The 19,547-nt window shown below is 40.1% G+C and carries 13 protein-coding genes, 1 tRNA gene and 2 pseudogenes; 7 read left to right on the top strand and 9 right to left on the bottom strand.

All coding sequences use genetic code 11. The features are described 5' to 3' along the window. Nucleotides 1-12: 12 nt before the first annotated feature. The gene (emrA, locus tag M1E93_RS00615) at nt 13-1,185 is read right to left on the bottom strand and encodes a multidrug efflux MFS transporter periplasmic adaptor subunit EmrA (RefSeq protein WP_004923418.1); all 1,173 of its coding nucleotides are present in this window, start codon (nt 1,183-1,185) and stop codon (nt 13-15) included. Between the two features lie 538 nt (nt 1,186-1,723). On the opposite strand from emrA, the gene glgB reads away from it, so the two are divergent. After that, nucleotides 1,724-3,931 (top strand): 1,4-alpha-glucan branching protein GlgB, encoded by a 2,208-nt coding sequence (gene glgB / locus M1E93_RS00610; RefSeq protein ID WP_004923415.1) that lies wholly within the window; start codon nt 1,724-1,726, stop codon nt 3,929-3,931. 3 nt (nt 3,932-3,934) lie between these two features. Further along, a complete protein-coding gene (gene glgA / locus M1E93_RS00605; RefSeq protein WP_426207057.1) occupies nt 3,935-5,374 on the top strand; it encodes a glycogen synthase GlgA in 1,440 nt (479 codons plus the stop codon). A 345-nt stretch (nt 5,375-5,719) separates the two neighbouring features. Here glgA and M1E93_RS00600 read toward each other — a convergent pair whose 3' ends face one another. Together M1E93_RS00600 and M1E93_RS00595 are read right to left on the bottom strand one after the other, a co-directional pair. Next, nucleotides 5,720-6,661 carry a hypothetical protein gene (locus M1E93_RS00600; RefSeq protein ID WP_104873068.1) on the bottom strand — a complete coding sequence of 314 codons (942 nt, stop codon included), beginning with the start codon at nt 6,659-6,661 and terminating at the stop codon, nt 5,720-5,722. A 285-nt stretch (nt 6,662-6,946) separates the two neighbouring features. Further along, a complete protein-coding gene (locus tag M1E93_RS00595; RefSeq protein WP_140035165.1) occupies nt 6,947-7,894 on the bottom strand; it encodes an IS30 family transposase in 948 nt (315 codons plus the stop codon). Nucleotides 7,895-8,080: 186 nt separating this feature from the next. Here M1E93_RS00595 and M1E93_RS00590 point away from each other — a divergent pair, with 186 nt between their 5' ends. The 4 genes from M1E93_RS00590 (at nt 8,081) to M1E93_RS00575 (ending at nt 12,757) form a co-directional block, all read left to right on the top strand. Next, nucleotides 8,081-8,560, top strand: a complete 480-nt coding sequence (locus M1E93_RS00590; protein ID WP_014657106.1) for a cold-shock protein — start codon at nt 8,081-8,083, stop codon at nt 8,558-8,560. Between the two features lie 43 nt (nt 8,561-8,603). Beyond that, nucleotides 8,604-9,344, top strand: coding sequence for a MurR/RpiR family transcriptional regulator (locus M1E93_RS00585; protein WP_004926190.1), 741 nt, complete (start codon nt 8,604-8,606; stop codon nt 9,342-9,344). Nucleotides 9,345-9,815: 471 nt separating this feature from the next. Then, nucleotides 9,816-11,372, top strand: a complete 1,557-nt coding sequence (locus M1E93_RS00580; protein ID WP_004926187.1) for a PTS transporter subunit EIIC — start codon at nt 9,816-9,818, stop codon at nt 11,370-11,372. A gap of 14 nt (nt 11,373-11,386) precedes the next feature. Then, nucleotides 11,387-12,757, top strand: a complete 1,371-nt coding sequence (locus M1E93_RS00575) for a class-II fumarase/aspartase family protein (protein WP_004926185.1) — start codon at nt 11,387-11,389, stop codon at nt 12,755-12,757. A 192-nt stretch (nt 12,758-12,949) separates the two neighbouring features. On the opposite strand, the pseudogene M1E93_RS00570 reads toward M1E93_RS00575, so the two are convergent. Next, nucleotides 12,950-13,651 (bottom strand): annotated as a pseudogene (locus M1E93_RS00570) (IS3 family transposase); the annotation flags it as partial. A 97-nt stretch (nt 13,652-13,748) separates the two neighbouring features. Here M1E93_RS00570 and M1E93_RS00565 point away from each other — a divergent pair. After that, nucleotides 13,749-14,696 (top strand): IS30 family transposase, encoded by a 948-nt coding sequence (locus tag M1E93_RS00565; protein WP_140035165.1) that lies wholly within the window; start codon nt 13,749-13,751, stop codon nt 14,694-14,696. Between the two features lie 27 nt (nt 14,697-14,723). Here M1E93_RS00565 and M1E93_RS00560 read toward each other — a convergent pair. The 5 genes and pseudogenes from M1E93_RS00560 to M1E93_RS00540 all read right to left on the bottom strand — a co-directional run. Further along, nucleotides 14,724-15,139 (bottom strand): annotated as a pseudogene (locus tag M1E93_RS00560) (transposase); the annotation flags it as partial. Between the two features lie 157 nt (nt 15,140-15,296). Beyond that, nucleotides 15,297-15,950, bottom strand: coding sequence for a DUF2290 domain-containing protein (locus M1E93_RS00555; protein ID WP_001697486.1), 654 nt, complete (start codon nt 15,948-15,950; stop codon nt 15,297-15,299). Nucleotide 15,951: 1 nt separating this feature from the next. Next, nucleotides 15,952-18,048 carry a DEAD/DEAH box helicase gene (locus tag M1E93_RS00550; protein WP_169342357.1) on the bottom strand — a complete coding sequence of 699 codons (2,097 nt, stop codon included), beginning with the start codon at nt 18,046-18,048 and terminating at the stop codon, nt 15,952-15,954. Next, on the bottom strand, nt 18,041-19,231 hold the full coding sequence (locus tag M1E93_RS00545) for a tyrosine-type recombinase/integrase (RefSeq protein WP_001697482.1): 1,191 nt from the start codon (nt 19,229-19,231) through the stop codon (nt 18,041-18,043). The genes M1E93_RS00550 and M1E93_RS00545 overlap by 8 nt, the downstream gene beginning before the upstream one ends. Nucleotides 19,232-19,393: 162 nt before the next feature. After that, nucleotides 19,394-19,488: transfer RNA gene (locus M1E93_RS00540), tRNA-Sec, on the bottom strand. Between the last annotated feature and the right edge of the window lie 59 nt (nt 19,489-19,547).

Raw genomic sequence — 19,547 nt, 5'->3', positions numbered from 1 at the left:
ACTCCTTTCGGGCTAATCCGCGTTTTCGTTAATAATCGTGTCGATCACCGAATCGACATCCGCCAGCTTTAACACCAGCACATCACTTTCAAATGCTGGCGTGTCACGCTGAACTTCTGCTAACACAGGGCCATTTTGATCTTTAATATCAATCGTTGCATTCATTGATAACCCAATACGCAACGGATATTTGGCAACCTGTTCAGGGTCTAGCTCTACACGAACAGGCAAACGTTGTACCACTTTAATCCAGTTACCTGTTGCATTCTGTGCAGGTAATAAAGAGAAAGCACTCCCCGTTCCCATATCCAAACCAGCCACCTTACCGGTATACACAATATCATCACCATAAAAATCACTGGTGAGTGTTACTGGCTGCCCTATGCGCACCTTTTCTAATTGTGTTTCCTTAAAGTTCGCATCCACCCAAACGGGTTGAGCTGGCACAATAGCCATCAAAGAGCCTTGCGGACCGACTTGTGAACCGACTTGCACATTACGACGCGAAACATAACCTGTGATAGGGCTTTTCACCTCTGTACGTTGCAAAGTAATCCATGCGTTGCGCACATTATCTGCGGCTTGTTGGATTGCCGGTTGTTTTCTCAACTCGGTATTGCGCAATAGTGCTTGGTTCGCATTATATTGCTGAATGGAAATATCTAAGGCCGCTTGCGCCAACTGCACCGCTTCTTGGGAGTGTTGTAAATCTTCTTTAGAGATAGTCCCACTTCGTCCTAAAGCGGCGCGGCGTTGATAATCTTTCTGTGCTTGCGCAAGTGAGATACGATTTTTTTGGATTTGCGCTTGGTATTCATCACCATTAATGTACAGCTCTTTGGTTTTGCGCACCGTGGTTGCGAGGTCATGTTTTGCCTGCTCGTAGGCTAGCCGTGCATTGGTTTTATCCAAAACCACCAGCACATCACCCGCTTTAACCAAATCGGTATTTTCAAAATTAACCTGAGTCACATTACCTGTAGTCTGCGCAACAATAGGTACTTGCACACCGGAGACATAAGCATCATCAGTATATTCTTGAAAACGTAATACCAAAAACCAATAAGCACCATAAGCAACAAACAGTAGAACAATAATAATTGAAGCAATTACCATCCAGACTTTTCTACGTTTTTCATTCTTCGTTTTTTGATTAGTTTCGGTTGAACTCGTTGGTTGATCCATAATAACTCTCTGGGTCTCACACTTTATTAATCACTACCCTTATATTTACGGACTAATGCTAATAAAGCAATAGAGAATTCCATTTAACAATATTAATTTTTAGTTTTGTCATTAATTAATGTTTTATATTTCACATCAATAAATGACAGTAATATTTAATCAAGAGCATCCGAAATTGAAAAGCATTTAAACGCATAGATTCAACTAGTTATAGATGTTGACTTTTTAGCACCTAGACTTATTATCATAAGAAACAAAACCATTTCCAATTCATCTATTTTTGATGACTTTACTCCAACACCAAGCAGCTTTATTGTTTTATCGCTATATTAAAATATAAAACATTCCTAATTTGATAGTTATTGACTTATCTCAATATTTTTATCAAATGAAATTGTGGACTATTATTTTGTATCATTGAAAAGATAAATAATAACAAATAGCGCTCGTTTTAACGCTACCTTTAGCATCTAAAAGTTAATCATGAAAACGATAATATAAGGCGGCTAGCTGCGACTGATTTCATTCAGGAGAGGTGATGAAAGAGAGAGAAAAACCATCAGAGCAACAACTGATCATCGATCAATTATTTGCCGGACATTATCGTGACCCTTTTGCTTTCCTTGGTATGCATCAACAAGGAAAAGTCACCTATTTTCGAGTCTTACTCCCAAATGCTCAAGAGGTCACCGTACTGGATAGGTTGACCGCAGCCCCCGTTGTGCAACTATCACGCCTTGATGAACGCGGCTTTTTTTCAGGCGATGCAACAGACTTAGACGCTAATTTCACTTATATTTTGCAGGTTAACTGGGGCAATTCACAACAGGTTATTGAAGATCCGTACCGTTTCGGCACATTACTACACGATGCAGATACCAAAGGCCTCCAGCGTACTTTCTCATTTGAAACACTCGGTGCGCATGTACGCCAAGTGGGTGATATTACAGGTACGCATTTTTGTGTTTGGGCACCGAATGCCCAACGAGTCTCTGTCGTGGGCGCTTTTAACTTTTGGGACGGTCGCCGATACCCCATGCGCCATCATCCCGAAAATGGCCTTTGGGAAATCTTTCTTCCCGCGATTCAGGCAGGTACTCACTATCAATATGAAATATTAGATGCAAAAGGCGAAATACAATTAAAATCCGATCCTTATGCCTTTCGCAGCCAATTACGACCAGATACGACATCAATTGTTTCCCTGCTTCCAAAACAGCGCCACCCCACAGCACAGCAAATCCAATCGAACCAACGCAATGCCCCTATCTCTATTTATGAGGTTCACCTTGGTTCATGGCGGCGCTCAGCCAATAACCATAGTTGGCTCACTTACCGAGAACTGGCAGAAACATTACTTCCCTATGTTAAAGAGATGGGGTTCACCCATTTAGAAATATTGCCTATTAGCGAACACCCTTTTGATGGCTCATGGGGCTATCAGCCATTAGGTATCTACTCTCCTACCAGCCGTTTTGGGTCGCCACAAGATTTGATTGACTTTGTTGATGAAGCACATCGATTAGGTATTAATGTGATCCTAGATTGGGTGCCCGGCCATTTTCCTTCGGATAATAGTGGGTTAGCCAATTTTGATGGTACGCCACTCTATGAGTATGCTGACCCAAAAGAAGGTAAGCACCGCGACTGGGATACTCTGATCTACGACTACCGCAGTCACGAGGTACGCCAGTTTTTATCCGATAATGCCGTCTATTGGGTAGATCGATTTGGCTTCGATGGCTTACGCGTTGATGCTGTTGCATCGATGATTTATCGCGATTATAGCCGCCCTGACGGCGAATGGATTGCAAACGAGTATGGTGGCAATATTAACCTTGAGGCCGTCAGTTTCTTACAGCATACCAACGAATTACTTCACCGTATCCAGCCTAATGTATTAATGGCCGCAGAAGAGTCGACAGACTTCTCTGGGGTGACATTGCCACCATCCCTTGGCGGACTTGGATTTAACTACAAATGGAATATGGGGTGGATGCATGACACGTTAAGCTATTTACAGCTAGACCCTATCGCCCGTAAATACCACCATAATAAAATGACATTCAGCGTGATGTATGCGTGGAGTGAAAACTACATATTGCCTCTATCTCACGATGAAGTTGTTCACGGTAAAGGTTCCTTATTGCGCAAAATGTCAGGCTCACCTGACCAAAAATTTGCCACGCTACGTGCCTATTATGGGTTTATGTGGGCGCACCCAGGTAAAAAGCTGCTGTTTATGGGGGGAGAAATCGCACAATGGCGTGAATGGGATCATGATGGGGAGTTAGATTGGCATCTGGTGGATATTCCTACCAGCCCGCATGCTGGTGTTCAACGTCTGATCAGAGATCTCAACGTTACTTATCGCAGTACACCCGCCCTGTACGATAACGATCACAATGAAAGTAGTTTTGAATGGGTGATCGTCGACGATCACGATAATTCGGTTTTTGCATTTATTCGCTACGCCGAAAATGGCGACCCGCTGCTTGTAATCAGCCATTTCACTCCAGTAACGCGAGCAGATTACCGCATTGGTGTCAGGCTACACGGTCAATATCAAGTCTTATTAAACACAAATGATTCACGCTATGGGGGCAGCGATAAGCATCCTGTTGCTCCTATTTCCAGCCAGCCAATCAAGGCACATGGCTGCCAGTATTCTATTGCATTGACGCTGCCACCGTTATCAACGCTATATCTGACCATAAAGCCAGCCACAAAAAAAAATAAGGAGTAAAAAATGAAAGTATTACATGTTTGTGCCGAGTTTTTTCCTTTATTAAAAACAGGTGGACTGGCTGACGTTGTTGCGGCACTCCCGCCCGCTCAGCGGCAACATGGTGCAGATACGAGAGTCTTAGTGCCGGGTTTTCCTACTATTATCAATCAACTTGCTGATAAACAAAAAGTCACGACCCTTAACACATTCGCAGGGGAAGTGACCTTATTTTATTGTCTATATAACGATACGCCATTATATCTTATTGAAGCACCGCACCTTTACCAACGAGAAGGTAGCCCCTATCACGATGGTTATAACAATGCCTATCAAGATAACTATCGCCGCTTTGGATTATTAGGTTTTATCGCCGCTGAACTCGCCAGAGGCTGTGACCCACTATGGCAAGCCGACATTGTGCATGCTCATGATTGGCATGCTGCCCTAGCCTGTGCCTACCTTGCAGCCTATGGCTACCCTGCCCGCTGTATGTTCACCATCCATAATATCGCTTACCAAGGGCTATTTTCACCCCATCATATTCATGAACTGTGGTTGCCCCCTGAGTTTTACAACGTTGATGGAATGGAGTTTTTTGGTCAACTCTCATTTATGAAAGCAGGGCTATTTTATGCCGATCATACTAACGCCGTTAGCCCGACCTATGCCAAAGAGATCTTAAATCCGCATTATGCTTATGGCCTCGATGGGCTTTTAAATCGGCTCAACCACGAGCAGCGCTTAAGTGGTATTTTAAATGGCATAGATACTGAGGTCTGGTCACCTTCAAGTGATGCCTTAATTGCGCAAAAATACAGTGAGCGTAGTGTAAAAAATAAGGTAAAAAACAAACTGGCTTTGCAACAATCCCTCGGCCTTGCGCAACAAACGGATAAACCGCTCTTTGCTGTTGTTAGCAGAATGACCCGCCAAAAAGGTTTGGATCTGATCTTAGAAATCTTACCGGATCTACTGAGTTCTGGTAGTCAGTTTGTTTTACTTGGCAGCGGCGATCACGACCTCGAAAATGCCTATCGCCATGCTCAATCACAATATCCAGATCAGGTACGCGCGATTATTGGTTATGATGAGCCATTATCCCACCAAGTCATTGCAGGTGCAGACGTATTAATGGTGCCAAGTCGTTTTGAGCCATGTGGCCTGACACAGCTCTACGCGCTACGTTATGGCACGTTACCACTCGTGCGCAACACCGGTGGCCTAGCCGATACCGTGACAGATTGTTCATTGGAGGCGATAAAACGCAAAGAGGCAACAGGCTTTGTGTTTAATGAGAGTCATGCCGCCGATCTTAAATCCGCAATCGACCGCGCGTTAGCTTTGTGGGATTCTCCAGCACAATGGCAACAGGTCCAAAAAAATGCAATGGCAAAAGATGTGAGTTGGCAAAAGTCGGCGGAGGCGTATTTAAATATCTATCGAAGAGTGCTGGGGCGATGAATTCTAGGCCCTGTGAATAATTCTATATATTTGCCTATTTATAAAAGGTGGTCGTTCAAACGATCACCGAAATCAATAAATTTAAATGTTAGAGAAATTTCCATCATGCGGAATAGTATTCTCAGGTAATTCGGCTACTACTTAATATTGCAAGCAGTTTCTCTTTAGCAAATTAAAGAATATTATTCGTTTAATCTTATAGTGTGCTAATACCGGTTGATATTCATTTTCCAAATAAAAAAACGCTTGACGTTCGCTACTTTGAATAATTTTTTTGCTTTTTGCCGTCAGCGTCATGACATTATCTATATTCACAGTCAGTAAATTACTGCCTATTAATCGTGATTAAAATAACTTGTGAATCACTTGAAGCTCGGGATTAATCGAAATCAAGTCATCAATCATTTGGTGATAAATAGCGGGCATATTTTGTTTCCATCCTATCATATCCGGACGGTGGTCTATTGCCATGGGGGTTTTTAATAGCGGATGATCAATGATGGGTGTTGTCAAATCATGGCGGGCACGGAAATTTTTGACGGCTTGGTATTCAAACGGCCACGCTAATAAAATTTCCATATCAATTTCATAGCCTGTTGAGCTTTGTTCATTCTCATTATCTGCAAATAATGCAGACCATTCGACATGACAGTCACAAAGTGCAATAAGCCATTGGGAAACAACATCGTGATTTTCATTATACAATGCTTCTTGGCAGAAACGTTGATAGAATGGGTCAATAGGAATTCCGGCGCTTTCCCAATCTATTGTTTGGTTTTTCTCGCTTGCCAGCATTTCAATCGCTAGGACACCTAATTTCTGTGGTCGAGTATACATAGGGAGTGATTCTGCCATTTTACCCGATTGAATACTTTCAATAATTTTATCGTAGCAAAAGTGCCCTATTCGAAAATCATTACAGGCGAAATCCATTAATAAAATTTCACCTTGCTCCGCTAAATTGAGAAATAATTCCTCTCTATTTTTTGTCATAAGATAATTTAATACAAACAGTATATTCTTATGGTAAAAAAAACGCTCAAATTCATAAGGTGAATCATTATCATTTTTGTATATTCTTCGCATGTATGTTAGTGCAATACTTGATAAGTAAGACTCTAGTAAAACTTCATAACGAATATAGCGTTCTGAGTTACTTAACCCATGTAATTCATCTAGACTATCTATAGTTTCGCTATATATGATTTTATTAATCTTTGCAACATCATTATTTGAAGAGTTAACTAAATTCTCTATATATTTAATTACTTTATTTGTTCGATTCATTTTGCCAAATCCTCAGCGATGAAAAATTCAGTGTATTTACTGTTATGTGAAGGATTAAATTCATTATCTAAACCTACTGTTATTTTATAACCAACTACCTGACACTTTTTCATACTTAATTTAATTTCTTTTAGTATTCTAAATTCTTTTCTAGTTAAAGAGTAATCATTATCACCATGAAATAAAGAGCGCGTTCAGCTAATTCAGTATGGCGTCTGATATTTTTTTATAGTCTACTTGTATTTCTGTAAGCTTTCCAGGCGGATTCAAGTCCGAAGTGCAACGCTAAGCCGCCTTTCTTAGCTCCGCAAACACCACCGAAGGTTGTCTGAACCCCAGACACTTGCGTGGCCTGCTGTTCAACGCTCCCTGATAGCGTTGTAAGTCTTCTTCTGTCACTGTCCGCAGGTCTGTTCCTTTCGGGATAAACTGTCTTAACAACCCATTCGTATTCTCGTTCAGCCCACGCTCATGCGAGGCATACGGATGGGCAAAGTACGTATCTGCGTTCAGTGCTTCTGCTATCGCCTTGTGCTCACTAAACTCTAGACCGTTATCGAACGTTATTGTGTGACATACATCCTGATACTCACTCAGCAGTGAGATAATGGCCTTACTGACTTCCACCGCATCCTTTGAAAACACCTTTTTTGTCAGGTAAATACGGCTTTTGCGTTCTGCCAGTGTCACGATAGCACCAGTGCCCTGTTTACCCTGCACCAAATCGGCCTCCCAGTCCCCCAGACGGCTACGGTCATCGACGACTGACGGCCGTAGCTCAATGGATACCGCATCAGGGATGCGCCCTCGTTTCTGCCCGTAGCCCTTACGATATCGCCGTTTGCCCTGCCTAAGATGCCTGTACAACTCGCCACCGCTACGCTTATCCGCATAGATATACTGGTAAATCCATTCATGGCTGACGCTAAGACCAATAATGCTGCCAATTGCACTTATTTGCTCAGGACTCCACTTCCACTCCAGAGCAAATATCACGAAATCTATGGTCTGCTGAGGAATTGTCCTTTTGGCAGATGACAGCCGCCTATCACAGCACTTCTGGTGTGCCTGTTGTGGGTTATAACCAGTATCTGAAGTGTTACGCCTCAGTTCACGGGAGACCGTGGACTTGCTTACACCGATACGGATACCTATCTCATGGCAGGATAAATTATCCTCACGCAGTATCGATATCTGGTATCGTTGTCCTTCGGTTAGTTGCTGATACTTCATACTTACTCGCTCATCTTTGGTCGGAAGAGCAGGATAGCTTATCAGTAGCTAACCGTCCTTCCATCTAACATGACCGAGCGTTGCACTTATTATCTGAATTCGCGAACAAGCTAAATTAAAGGCATAGTTTGCACTATCATTGTGCTTTATACTGCAGTCTGTAATGAAATAATTGAATGGGCGGTAATGGCGATGAATGGAACAATCACAACGTGGTTTGAAGATAAAGGTTTTGGGTTTATCAAAGATGAAAACGGCGATAACCGCTATTTTCATGTGATTAAGGTCGCCAACCCTGATCTGATTAAGAAAAATGCAGCAGTCACCTTTGAGCCAACAACAAATAATAAAGGGTTATCGGCTTACGCGGTTAAAGTGATACCTGAAAGCAAGTATATTTATATTGCTGGTGAACGTATTAAGCTGACATCCATCAAGTCTTATGTGGTTTACAGTGAAGAAGTACCTGCTGATACAGGAATTAATAAAGAAAATGCTGTATTATCTGTAGGCGCTTTAATGAATAATATTAGGCCAAAATCAGACATTAAAGCGGGTGATATGCGCTCATTAAAAAAATTGGCGATCACCACGTTACATGGCACAACGCTGATCTTCTCAGAAGATGAAATAGATATTGATGAAACGGTAAAATTGATCAAATGACCGGTTTTTGATGCTGTTTTTATACTGAATAAGGCGGTAAGGTATGTTGGAATTTTTAAAAAATTACGATAACTTAACAATTAGCGAAAAAAAAGTATTAAAATATCTTACCGATAATATTACTGATATCCCTTATTTAAATATTAATGAATTAGTGGCTAAAACCTTTGTCTCAAAAACGGTGATCATTAACTTATCGCAAAAATTAGGGTTTAGTGGTTTTAAAGAGCTTAAATTTCAAATTAATAATTATATTCTCAGCAAAAATAAAACAGAAAAAATAAACCCGTCATCCTACAAAAAACAACTAGAAAGAAACATTAATAAAAGCTTTACATTGATAAATGAGGAGCAAATTGCTAATTGTGCCAAAACATTACGTCATTCTAGGAATATTTTTATTGTTGCTAGGGGAACGAGTAAAGCTGTAGGTTTTTATCTTGAACATATGCTGTTTGCACTGGGGCTACATTGCTTTTTTATTAATGATTACAACCTATCGGATTCATTCACACGCTTAGTGACCAAGGACGATACCGTGATTTTTATTTCTCTGTCTGGGGGAACAAAAAAAATCATTGAAACAGCGAAAATTGTCCAGTTAAAAGAGGCAAATATCATTAGTATGACAGCATTTCATACCAATGAGCTTACCAGCTATGCAGATAATACTCTATTTTGTTTTTCAGATAGTTATGACACTAAGATCGATGATACCAAGTCCAGAACTGGCTTTTTTATTTTAGTTGATTTATTGATCAATGAATTGGAGTATTTGCTTTAAAATAATCTGTACTCGTCATATTTCAAACTGCAATGCTTCTCGTTAAAGTATGGTGACTACATTGATTTGTTACTTATCTATATCTCGAATCACTAAAGTATAAATAAAGTTAAATTAAAATTTTTTCATCTAAAGAAATGCCTATGTATTGTTTATTATATCCACTTAACTTAAATAAGTTTAACCATTATTTAATGTAAGCAACAATATTATTCCTACATTATTTAGAATAATTTCCTCTCATATTGGAAAAAATAAAATGACCTAGGTCATAATTAATGACCTAAGATAATATTTAAAACCGAAACATCATTTATTTTACTCGATCTCCAGTGCTAGTATCCCTTTTATACTCGTCATACTTCTAGTTGCAGCGTTTTCTAAGCGCATAACGATTTTTTTGCTTGTCGCTTAGCTGCACCTCGAATTATTTAGAATATATTTTATATTCGAAGTCATAAGGAAAAAAATATGGCCAAAAAAAAGTTCGGTGAATCAATTCAACGTTTTGGGAGAACCTTACTTCTTCCAATCGGTGTTTTGGCACCCATTGGTATGATTTTGGGTATCAGCGGTGCTTTAGTTCAATCCTATATGATAGCTCGGTTTCCTTTTCTGGGGAATGAAACCGTTAATGCGTTATTAGTCAGTATCCGTTCAATTGCAGGTGTTATTTTTGACAATATCCCGCTCCTTTTCGCAATGGGGGTGGCTTATGGCATGAGCTTAAAAGATAAAGGCATTGCTGTTTTTGCCTCTGTCGTTGGCTACCTAACATTAATCATAACCATTAATGTCTGGCTAGTACTGACAGGTAAGCTTGCGGATCCTGCCGTTATGACTCAGGTTGGGCAAATTAAGGTGTTAGGCATACAAACCATGAATATTAGCGCCGCGGGCGGGATAATCACTGGGTTAATTGCTGCTTGGGCCACCGATAAATTCTATAACCTTGAGTTACCGACTGCATTTGCCTTCTTCTCAGGTAAAAAATCAGTATCGATTATTATGATTGGTTTAATGATCGCAGTGGGTGCAGTCTTACCTTTTATTTGGGAAATTTTGGTTCTTGGCTTGATGAAATTATCAGCCGTGATCCTCAGCCCAGTCGGACCATTCTTTACGGCAGGTGGTGAACGACTCTTTATTCCATTTGGCTTACACCATGTTTGGAACGTTTTATTTAGATTTACAGAAGCAGGCGGCTCTTACGTTATTGATGGGCAAACTTTTGTCGGGGTTGTTCCTGCAATGACGGAAGTGTTATTCAAACAAGGACCAAACAGTGAATACTGGGCAATGATGCCAAGCCTGACACGTTTTATGGCTCAACAGCAGATGTTAGTGACCTTGTTCTTATTCCCTGCTATTGCCTTAGCCATCTATAAAACATCCAAAAAAGAGAATCGTGCTGAAGTTAAATCAATGTTAGTTACCATGGTATTAACCGCCATATTAGGTAACGTGACTGAACCGTTAGAATTTACCTTCGTCTTTATCGCACCTCTTTTATATTTAGTTTATGCAATCATTGTTGGGATTGGTGCAGTTCTACTCTCTTTAGCGGGTGTTGCAATCGGCTATATCCGGGGAACAATATTTGACTTCACTATCTTTGGCTTGCTGTATGAACATACGAACTGGATCTTCTTAGTGATTATCGGAAGCTGTTTAGCTGTTGTCACTTACTTTATCTTCTACTGGGCAATCATCAAATTTGATATCAAAACACCGGGCAGAGAAGAATCAAGTAATTTGAAAAATACCTTAATTAAAGAAAAGCGTTATGGCGAGGTTGCAGAAATACTGATCAATGCATTAGGTGGAAAACAAAACATTCGTAATGTTGATAACTGTATTACCCGTATGCGTATTGACGTCGCAGAAGTGAATCAAATTGATAAAGATTTAATGTTGGAGTCTGGTTGTACTGCATTCTTCTTCCCATCGGCAAACCATGTCCATGTTGTCTATGGTCCAAAAGTTGAGTTTGTTCGTAATGCTGTTGATGAAGCAATGAAGAAATAAAGAAGGGATACAAAATGAGAGCGTTATACGATTCTAAAAGTAAAACTATTGATGACCGTGGAATAAAAGACCTGTTATCGAATGAAGCCAAATATTCAACTTGGTTAATGTTTGAATCAATGCTAGCTCAGGCTCAAGCCGAACTTGGTTTTATTCCTCAATCGGCAGCGGATGAAATTAAAGAAAAAGCAGTTATCGAGAATATTGATTTCGAAGAAATGAACCGTATTTATCAAAAAATCGGTCATGGCTTTGTACCTTTTTTAAAAGTACTGGTGAATGCTTGTTCCGAAGAGAGCGGTAAATATATTCATTATGGAATTACCACACAGAATATACAACAAAGTTCACAGCTGTATATGATGAAGACGGTACATCATAAGTTTATGTTGCTGCTCGGCGAGATCATTGAAAACTTATCTAATTTAGCATTGAAAACCAAATCGATGGTCATGCCGGGAAGGACCCATGGTCGCCATGCGATCCCGATTACCTATGGATATAAGGTTTCTGTCTGGATCAGTGACTTCATTGACTGTTATCAGCGCATGCAAGAGTGTGAAAAGCGTGTATTTACTATCATGATGGGCGGCGCTGTTGGGGCATTTAACTCTATGCCTGGTGTAGGTTTAGAGGTACAAAAAAGAGTTGCCGAATTAGTGGGCATGGAAGCGATGGAAGTACCATCAAGAAACCTGAGTACCCATAAATTAGAATATATGGCTAACTTAGCGTTGATGGCTAATATCTGTCATAAAATTGGTGAAGAAGTCTATAGCACAACATTGGAAGAAATCGCTGAGGTTTCGGAAGGGTTTACTAAAGGCACCGTGGGTAGCAGTACCATGCCACATAAAATTAACCCTAAATTAGCCAAAGGGATCATTGCTAACTCACAGAAATTATATTCCTTGCCAAGTGTGGGTATGTACTCTGCGGTGAGACCATATGAAGGGGATAGCAGTTCATACATGTTGTTTGATGGCTTGATTGAAGAAGCATTAGAGCTTACTACGGAGATCTTGTTGAGAACTGAAGAGCTGTCTAGAACGATTGTGCCTCATGAAGAAAGAATGCTACATAACGTCCTCAGAAATAAAGGATTAGATAATACTGAATACGTTATGATGAAGATGGCTGAAAAATTGGGTAAAGATAAAGCTCACTCACTACTCTATGAGGAAGCGATTAAAACCGCTGCTGATGGTGAGGATTTTTATACTAACTTAACTAAGAATGAGATCATTTCCGCGGCATTTAGCAATGATGAAATCAAAGAAATGTTAGACCCTCGAGCTTATATTGGTTTGTCTGTTGAAATTGCCGAGAAAGAAGCAAAACGTGGATTTGCTACTGCGCAAAAGATTCAACAACATTATAAATAAACCATAATGTTAATAATAAATAATATATTAAATATTATTTAAATTTCTAATAGATATGGCCGTCTTTATATTTATAGATAAAGATGGCCAATCATCACTTAAAATTCACACTGGCTATATTATTCAAACGCTTGTCCATGTAGCATACCACCACACATTTCCCTGCACCCATCCATATATGTCCACTCCCCATTAATTAAGACACTTCAAATTAGAGATTTCTAACTGTTTACGGTATGTCTCCGGTGGGAGGTTATTTAAACTTTCGTGGGTTCGATTTAGATTGTAATCTTGCTGCCAAAACCACACCATCTCTCGTACTTGGCTTAATGATTCAAATAAATAGGCATTTAAAAATTCACGGCGAAATGAACCATTAAATCGTTCGATAAAACCGTTTTGTTGAGGTTTACCGGGTTGAATATGGCATAAATCAATTCGATTATTTTTACAATAATTCAATAGATTAGCTGAAATAAGTTCAGGTCCATTATCCACTCGAATTTGTTTCGGCAATCCTCTATCGATTTTCAAACGTTCTAGTACTCTAATGACTCGTTCAGCAGGCAATGACGTATCAACTTCAATTGCCAGGCACTCACGTGTCCCCTCATCAATAATATTCAAGGTTCTGAAGCGTTTACCACAGTACAAACTGTCGTGTACAAAATCCAAAGCCCATTGAATATTCGGGACTTTTTCTATCACTAATGGTCTTTTTTCACGCTTCGGAAGCACCTTTTTAACCCGTCGTTTCAAGTTCAATCCTAATCGACAATAAACGCGATAAACTCGTTTATGATTAAAAGAATAGCCTTGAAATCGCAGCCGAAAATAGCATTTCCAAAATCCTGATTGTGGTGATTTCGCTAACACAGATTGTATGGCGCGAATTCAGATAATAAGTGCAACGCTCGGTCATGTTAGATGGAAGGACGGTTAGCTACTGATAAGCTATCCTGCTCTTCCGACCAAAGATGAGCGAGTAAGTATGAAGTATCAGCAACTAACCGAAGGACAACGATACCAGATATCGATACTGCGTGAGGATAATTTATCCTGCCATGAGATAGGTATCCGTATCGGTGTAAGCAAGTCCACGGTCTCCCGTGAACTGAGGCGTAACACTTCAGATACTGGTTATAACCCACAACAGGCACACCAGAAGTGCTGTGATAGGCGGCTGTCATCTGCCAAAAGGACAATTCCTCAGCAGACCATAGATTTCGTGATATTTGCTCTGGAGTGGAAGTGGAGTCCTGAGCAAATAAGTGCAATTGGCAGCATTATTGGTCTTAGCGTCAGCCATGAATGGATTTACCAGTATATCTATGCGGATAAGCGTAGCGGTGGCGAGTTGTACAGGCATCTTAGGCAGGGCAAACGGCGATATCGTAAGGGCTACGGGCAGAAACGAGGGCGCATCCCTGATGCGGTATCCATTGAGCTACGGCCGTCAGTCGTCGATGACCGTAGCCGTCTGGGGGACTGGGAGGCCGATTTGGTGCAGGGTAAACAGGGCACTGGTGCTATCGTGACACTGGCAGAACGCAAAAGCCGTATTTACCTGACAAAAAAGGTGTTTTCAAAGGATGCGGTGGAAGTCAGTAAGGCCATTATCTCACTGCTGAGTGAGTATCAGGATGTATGTCACACAATAACGTTCGATAACGGTCTAGAGTTTAGTGAGCACAAGGCGATAGCAGAAGCACTGAACGCAGATACGTACTTTGCCCATCCGTATGCCTCGCATGAGCGTGGGCTGAACGAGAATACGAATGGGTTGTTAAGACAGTTTATCCCGAAAGGAACAGACCTGCGGACAGTGACAGAAGAAGACTTACAACGCTATCAGGGAGCGTTGAACAGCAGGCCACGCAAGTGTCTGGGGTTCAGACAACCTTCGGTGGTGTTTGCGGAGCTAAGAAAGGCGGCTTAGCGTTGCACTTCGGACTTGAATCCGCCTGGCATCGATCACCACTTGGTCTTTTTTACGCCAATCTAACGGTTGACGGTAAAAAGTAGCTCGGGGCAATGAAGTTAGTTTGCAAGCCTTAATGACTGATAAACCTGCCTCTTTTAATGATTGTGCACAGGACTTCTTTTCAGTCACTACCAACCCTTTTTTGCAAAAAGCTCCTTCATCGCATGATTTTCAAGGCTGACTTCCGCAAAGAGCTTTTTCAGTTTCGCATTTTCATCCTCAAGCTCTTTTAATCGTTTAACATCATTAGCTTCCATGCCACCATATTTTGATTTCCAATTATAATAAGTGGCGTTACTGATCCCATTTTGGCGACAAATGTCTTCCACTTTCATCCCTGAATCAGCGAGCTTTAAAATATTAACGATCTGAGTTTCAGTAAAACGGGCTTTTTTCATCATGACCTCTGCAATTTTTAGGGCAGAAACTCTAATTATAGCTGTCTTATTTTAGGGGGAGTGGACAGCCTGAGCGTGTCAGCGCAACTGCATTAAAACCATCCCACAAAGCGGGCGGGCGAGGCGGGGAAAGCACTGCGCGCACGAGAGTAAAACATTACTCAATTGAAAAATGTAACATTCCTCTCTCTCTCGGTGTAATAGTGTTGGGATGAACTAACCGTTCCATTTCAAAACCAAAATCATGATAAGCAGTATTATAAAAAGAGCTTAAAATAAATTTCACAAACGTTACCGGACATAATGGTGACGACAATGGTATCCGGCAATTTTTAAACTGACCTAGGGTTAGGTGTGCTGCTGGATGAATAACATCATTAGCGTCATCAGGGGCATAATCCACTCGTATCGGAACGGGTAAAATTGATTTTTGGACAATGTCAGCATAAAAGTTGCTTTCGTCTAAATATAACTCAGGGTCATTCTGGAATGATTCGTAATTAGGCGCGGGGAAATAACATAGTCTTTCTTTTACAAGTTTCATTCGACGATCAAACTGAAATAAAAGATGGAGTAACCCACCATCTAATAATTTGATATTATATTGCCTTTTTTCGTCCAAGAAGTTATAGATATCAACATACTCAATATTTCTTAATGCAATTGAAGTATCAGCGAATCCGCTATAGCTGACATAATAATATTCTTTATCCCGTGTTATTACAGGATAGTTTTGTGCGTCACTGATACCCACTGATATCAGATGAGATGTGATTTTTCTAATTGCTGCGCAAATGCTACTTGAGTTCATCTCATTCACCCTTCAGTTGCTTAATTAAAGCAAGGCGTAATTCTTCTGGTATATCTTCAACTCTAACTTGTCCATCCAATAGAACCATGAGATTATGGGCGTTCAATTTAGCTTGGTGTACTCTTTTTCTCTCTTGAGAAGTCATATCCCTGTTCACCAGTCGCATTTTTTTACGCTCTGCTTCTGTTGGGTATGTAAATTCCAGTTTAAATCCTCTTTGTTTCACCTCATTGTATTCGTTAATCAGGCCATCAAAGGAAGAACCCACACCACATACACGAAGCCATGCTTTAGTTCTTGTCATTGCAGTAAAAAGGATATTTCTACGCTTTGCCAGTTCATAATCCACGTTGCAATAATGAGCATCCATGATGTATACCATAGCTGCTTCGTTTCCCTTTGCTCTGAATATGGATGTAAATGTTACACTATTATCTGAGAAAAACTCATCAGGAGAGCTTGTAATTCCAGCTATAGATGTATTAATTCCGTTTTGGAATAAAAGGTCACGCAGATAACCTACTTCATTTCTCATACGTATTGTATCTGGGTGAATTACAACAATGTCGCTAGGTAATATCTCTTCCTCATGAATATTTTTAAATATTTCCTGCGCAATCCAATTAGATTGAGAATGCTTGTCTTCAAATTTAACAAACTGGATCATCTCATCAATTGAGTTATGTGCACTCAATAGGGATGGGCTAGATTTCGTTGTCCTTGATAATATAACCTCCTTTCCCTCAACTAATTCACCATCTATTTTTTCATAACCAATCTCTGTCCATAATCCTTCAAAATCAAACATCTGAATTATTGGTTTATGATAAATACCAAACCCTAAAGCATGAGCCGTGGTTAAGATTGGGCCTGGATTTCGATAACAAATGTCTAAAGTTATATCTTGTTCTTCACTGGTGAAACTAACAATTGGTTTTCCATGCTCGTCTACTCCCCAAATTTGTTCAGGAGAAGGCATGGATGAATCCCCAAGATTTTGTAATTCATCATAAGCGTAAACTAATCGTTTCTTTTCCCCTAGCAAAGAATAACATATGCGGAGAAACTCAATTGAAAAATCTTGAGCCTCATCAATAAGGATGAAATCATATAATTTCTTATCTTCTTTTTTATTATCGAGGAAGTTCTTACAGGCAGCCTGAAAAGGTGTTTCATTAAATTCTGCAAGACGACATGCGCCGTTATAATCGTAATAAGGTATATTATGTGCCACACATGCGTTGTAATATAAACCTTCTGTTTTAGAGCCGCCCCAGGCATGAATAATGTCTACGTTATCCCAATCAATTCCATTATCATCTGCGAATGCTGAGACTAAATGTTTTAGTTGCTCTTTGAGAGAGCGACTATTGAAAGTAACTGCTATTTTCCAGTGAGGATTTTGTGAGTGTATATGTGCAATTTTTCGAGCGAGAACAATAGTCTTACCTGAGCCAGCAAGCCCACGAATCCTTTGGACATTATCAATATTGACCAAGACGGCAGTCGTTTGACTAGAATCAAGAGTGGCAAGTGAATTCTCCAATTTTTTTAGTACGCTACCCTTTGAGTCAATCTGTCTGACATAGCTTCTTTTTCTCTTGGGCTTCAATTTTGAAAGTGATTGAACATGGGATAGTAAAGTTTCAAGAAGGGAACCATCATCCCAGGTAATGTCATTGAGAATAGATAATATTTCATCAACATTGGAACTAATGCTTAAACCACTGTCACAATCAAAATCATCAATATTTATACAGTTTGGTGCGAAAACAATACTGTTCACAGGTACGTTTAATATTCTGTTTTTAGTCAGTGCTTTTACTTCAGAAAGTTTTGCGACGAATTTCATGTGCATTTCGTCAATGATATCAATATCATCTTGGGTTAACTCTCTTTCCTCATTGAAATGGAAAATGACAACACCATGCTTTGATGAGCAAATTAGACCATCAAGAGTAACATTGTTTTCGCTCAGAAAAATAACAGGAAAACCGCGATAATAATATCCAGCTATATCATTTATCTTTCTTATTGAATTTTCTAGAATATCAGAAACAGTATGATTCTGAGGTTTCATTCCCAATATTTCAATCATTTTGAACTCCGGTAGATAAATTCATCAAAAAATCCGAGTATTTTTGCATCATATATTTTCTTTTATCAAGATACAAAGCATGATTATATGTGCCTCGGATAGTATTCTTATCAACATGTGCGAGCTGAATCTCAATCCATGCGCTCTCAAATCCCATTTCATGAAGAATTGTCGATAGTGTATGCCTAAAACCATGACCAGTAGTTCTTCCCTTATAACCTAATGATTCAATAACTTGGTTTACACTTTCTTTGCTTATCGGTTTTCTACGATCATTTCTGCCAATAAAAACATAGGGATAGTCCGATGTTATCGGTTGTAGTTGTTTAAACAGTTCAATTACCTGAGATGATAAAGGTACTATATGTGGCCGACGCATTTTCATCCGTTCAGCAGGTATTTCCCAGATACCTTTTATCAAATCAATTTCACTCCAAGTTGCAAAACGCATTTCCTGCGTCCTGACTCCTGTCATCATTAGGATCTTGGTTGCGTTTTTGGTAATAATACTTCCAGTATATGACTCTAGATCTCTAACAAAATGAGGTAGCTCTTCCGCGGATAAAAACGGATGATGCTTTTGCTTGGGAATAGCCAAAGCGATTGCTAAATCAGGCGCCGGATTGTATTCAGCACGGCCAGTGATGATCGCGTAGCGAAACACTTCTCCACATCGTTGGCGAACTTTTCTGGTTTTCTCCAACGCTCCACGTTTTTCGATGCGCTTAAGTACTTCAAGCAGTTCTAATGGCTTAATTTCAGATATTGGGCGTTTACCAATGAAAGGAAAAACATCCTGTTCGAATGTTTTAATAATTTCCTCCCGATAAGCGATAGTCCAGCGATCTGCTTTTGCTGCATGCCATTCTCTGCTAACTGACTCAAAAGAATTTTCAGTTGATAATTTTTGAGCAAGTTTCTGAGCCTTCCGTTCTTCTACTGGGTCTATGCCGTTTGCTACCTGCTTACGTGCAGTATCACGTTTCTCTCGTGCTTCTGCGAGGCTAACAAGTTCGTAACTACCAAATGACATTAGCCGTGCTTTACCGGCGAAACGAAAGCGGAAGCGCCAGCCCTTTGAACCGTCTGGCTTGATGAGTAGTGACAAACCGTGCCCATCATTCATTGTATATGGTTTGTCTTGTGGTTTTGCGCGTTTGATTTGTATATCGGTTAGAGCCATGTGTATAACTGAAAACTGCGTATGAAGATTCTATACACATTACTATACATATTTTTCGCGGATTCAGGGAGATGATCTCGGACTATTACGGACAAGATGATTATTTATCATATTGAATATAAAGGATTTTATGGAGTATCTCGGAACTGGCTGGATGAAGTTTGGCGGAAGATCACAGGAGTCGAACCTGCCCGGGACTGCTGGCAGCCCCAACTGGATTTGAAATCCAGCCGCCTCACCGGAGACGACGATCTTCCTTATCTGTAGAGGCTTGATTATAGCCCGAATACTCTATTTTCCAAAGCCTATGAAATCA

This window comes from Providencia sp. PROV272 (assembly GCF_049901975.1).
Classification (GTDB): domain Bacteria; phylum Pseudomonadota; class Gammaproteobacteria; order Enterobacterales; family Enterobacteriaceae; genus Providencia; species Providencia stuartii.
This window is presented reverse-complemented; position numbering and strand designations above follow the sequence as displayed.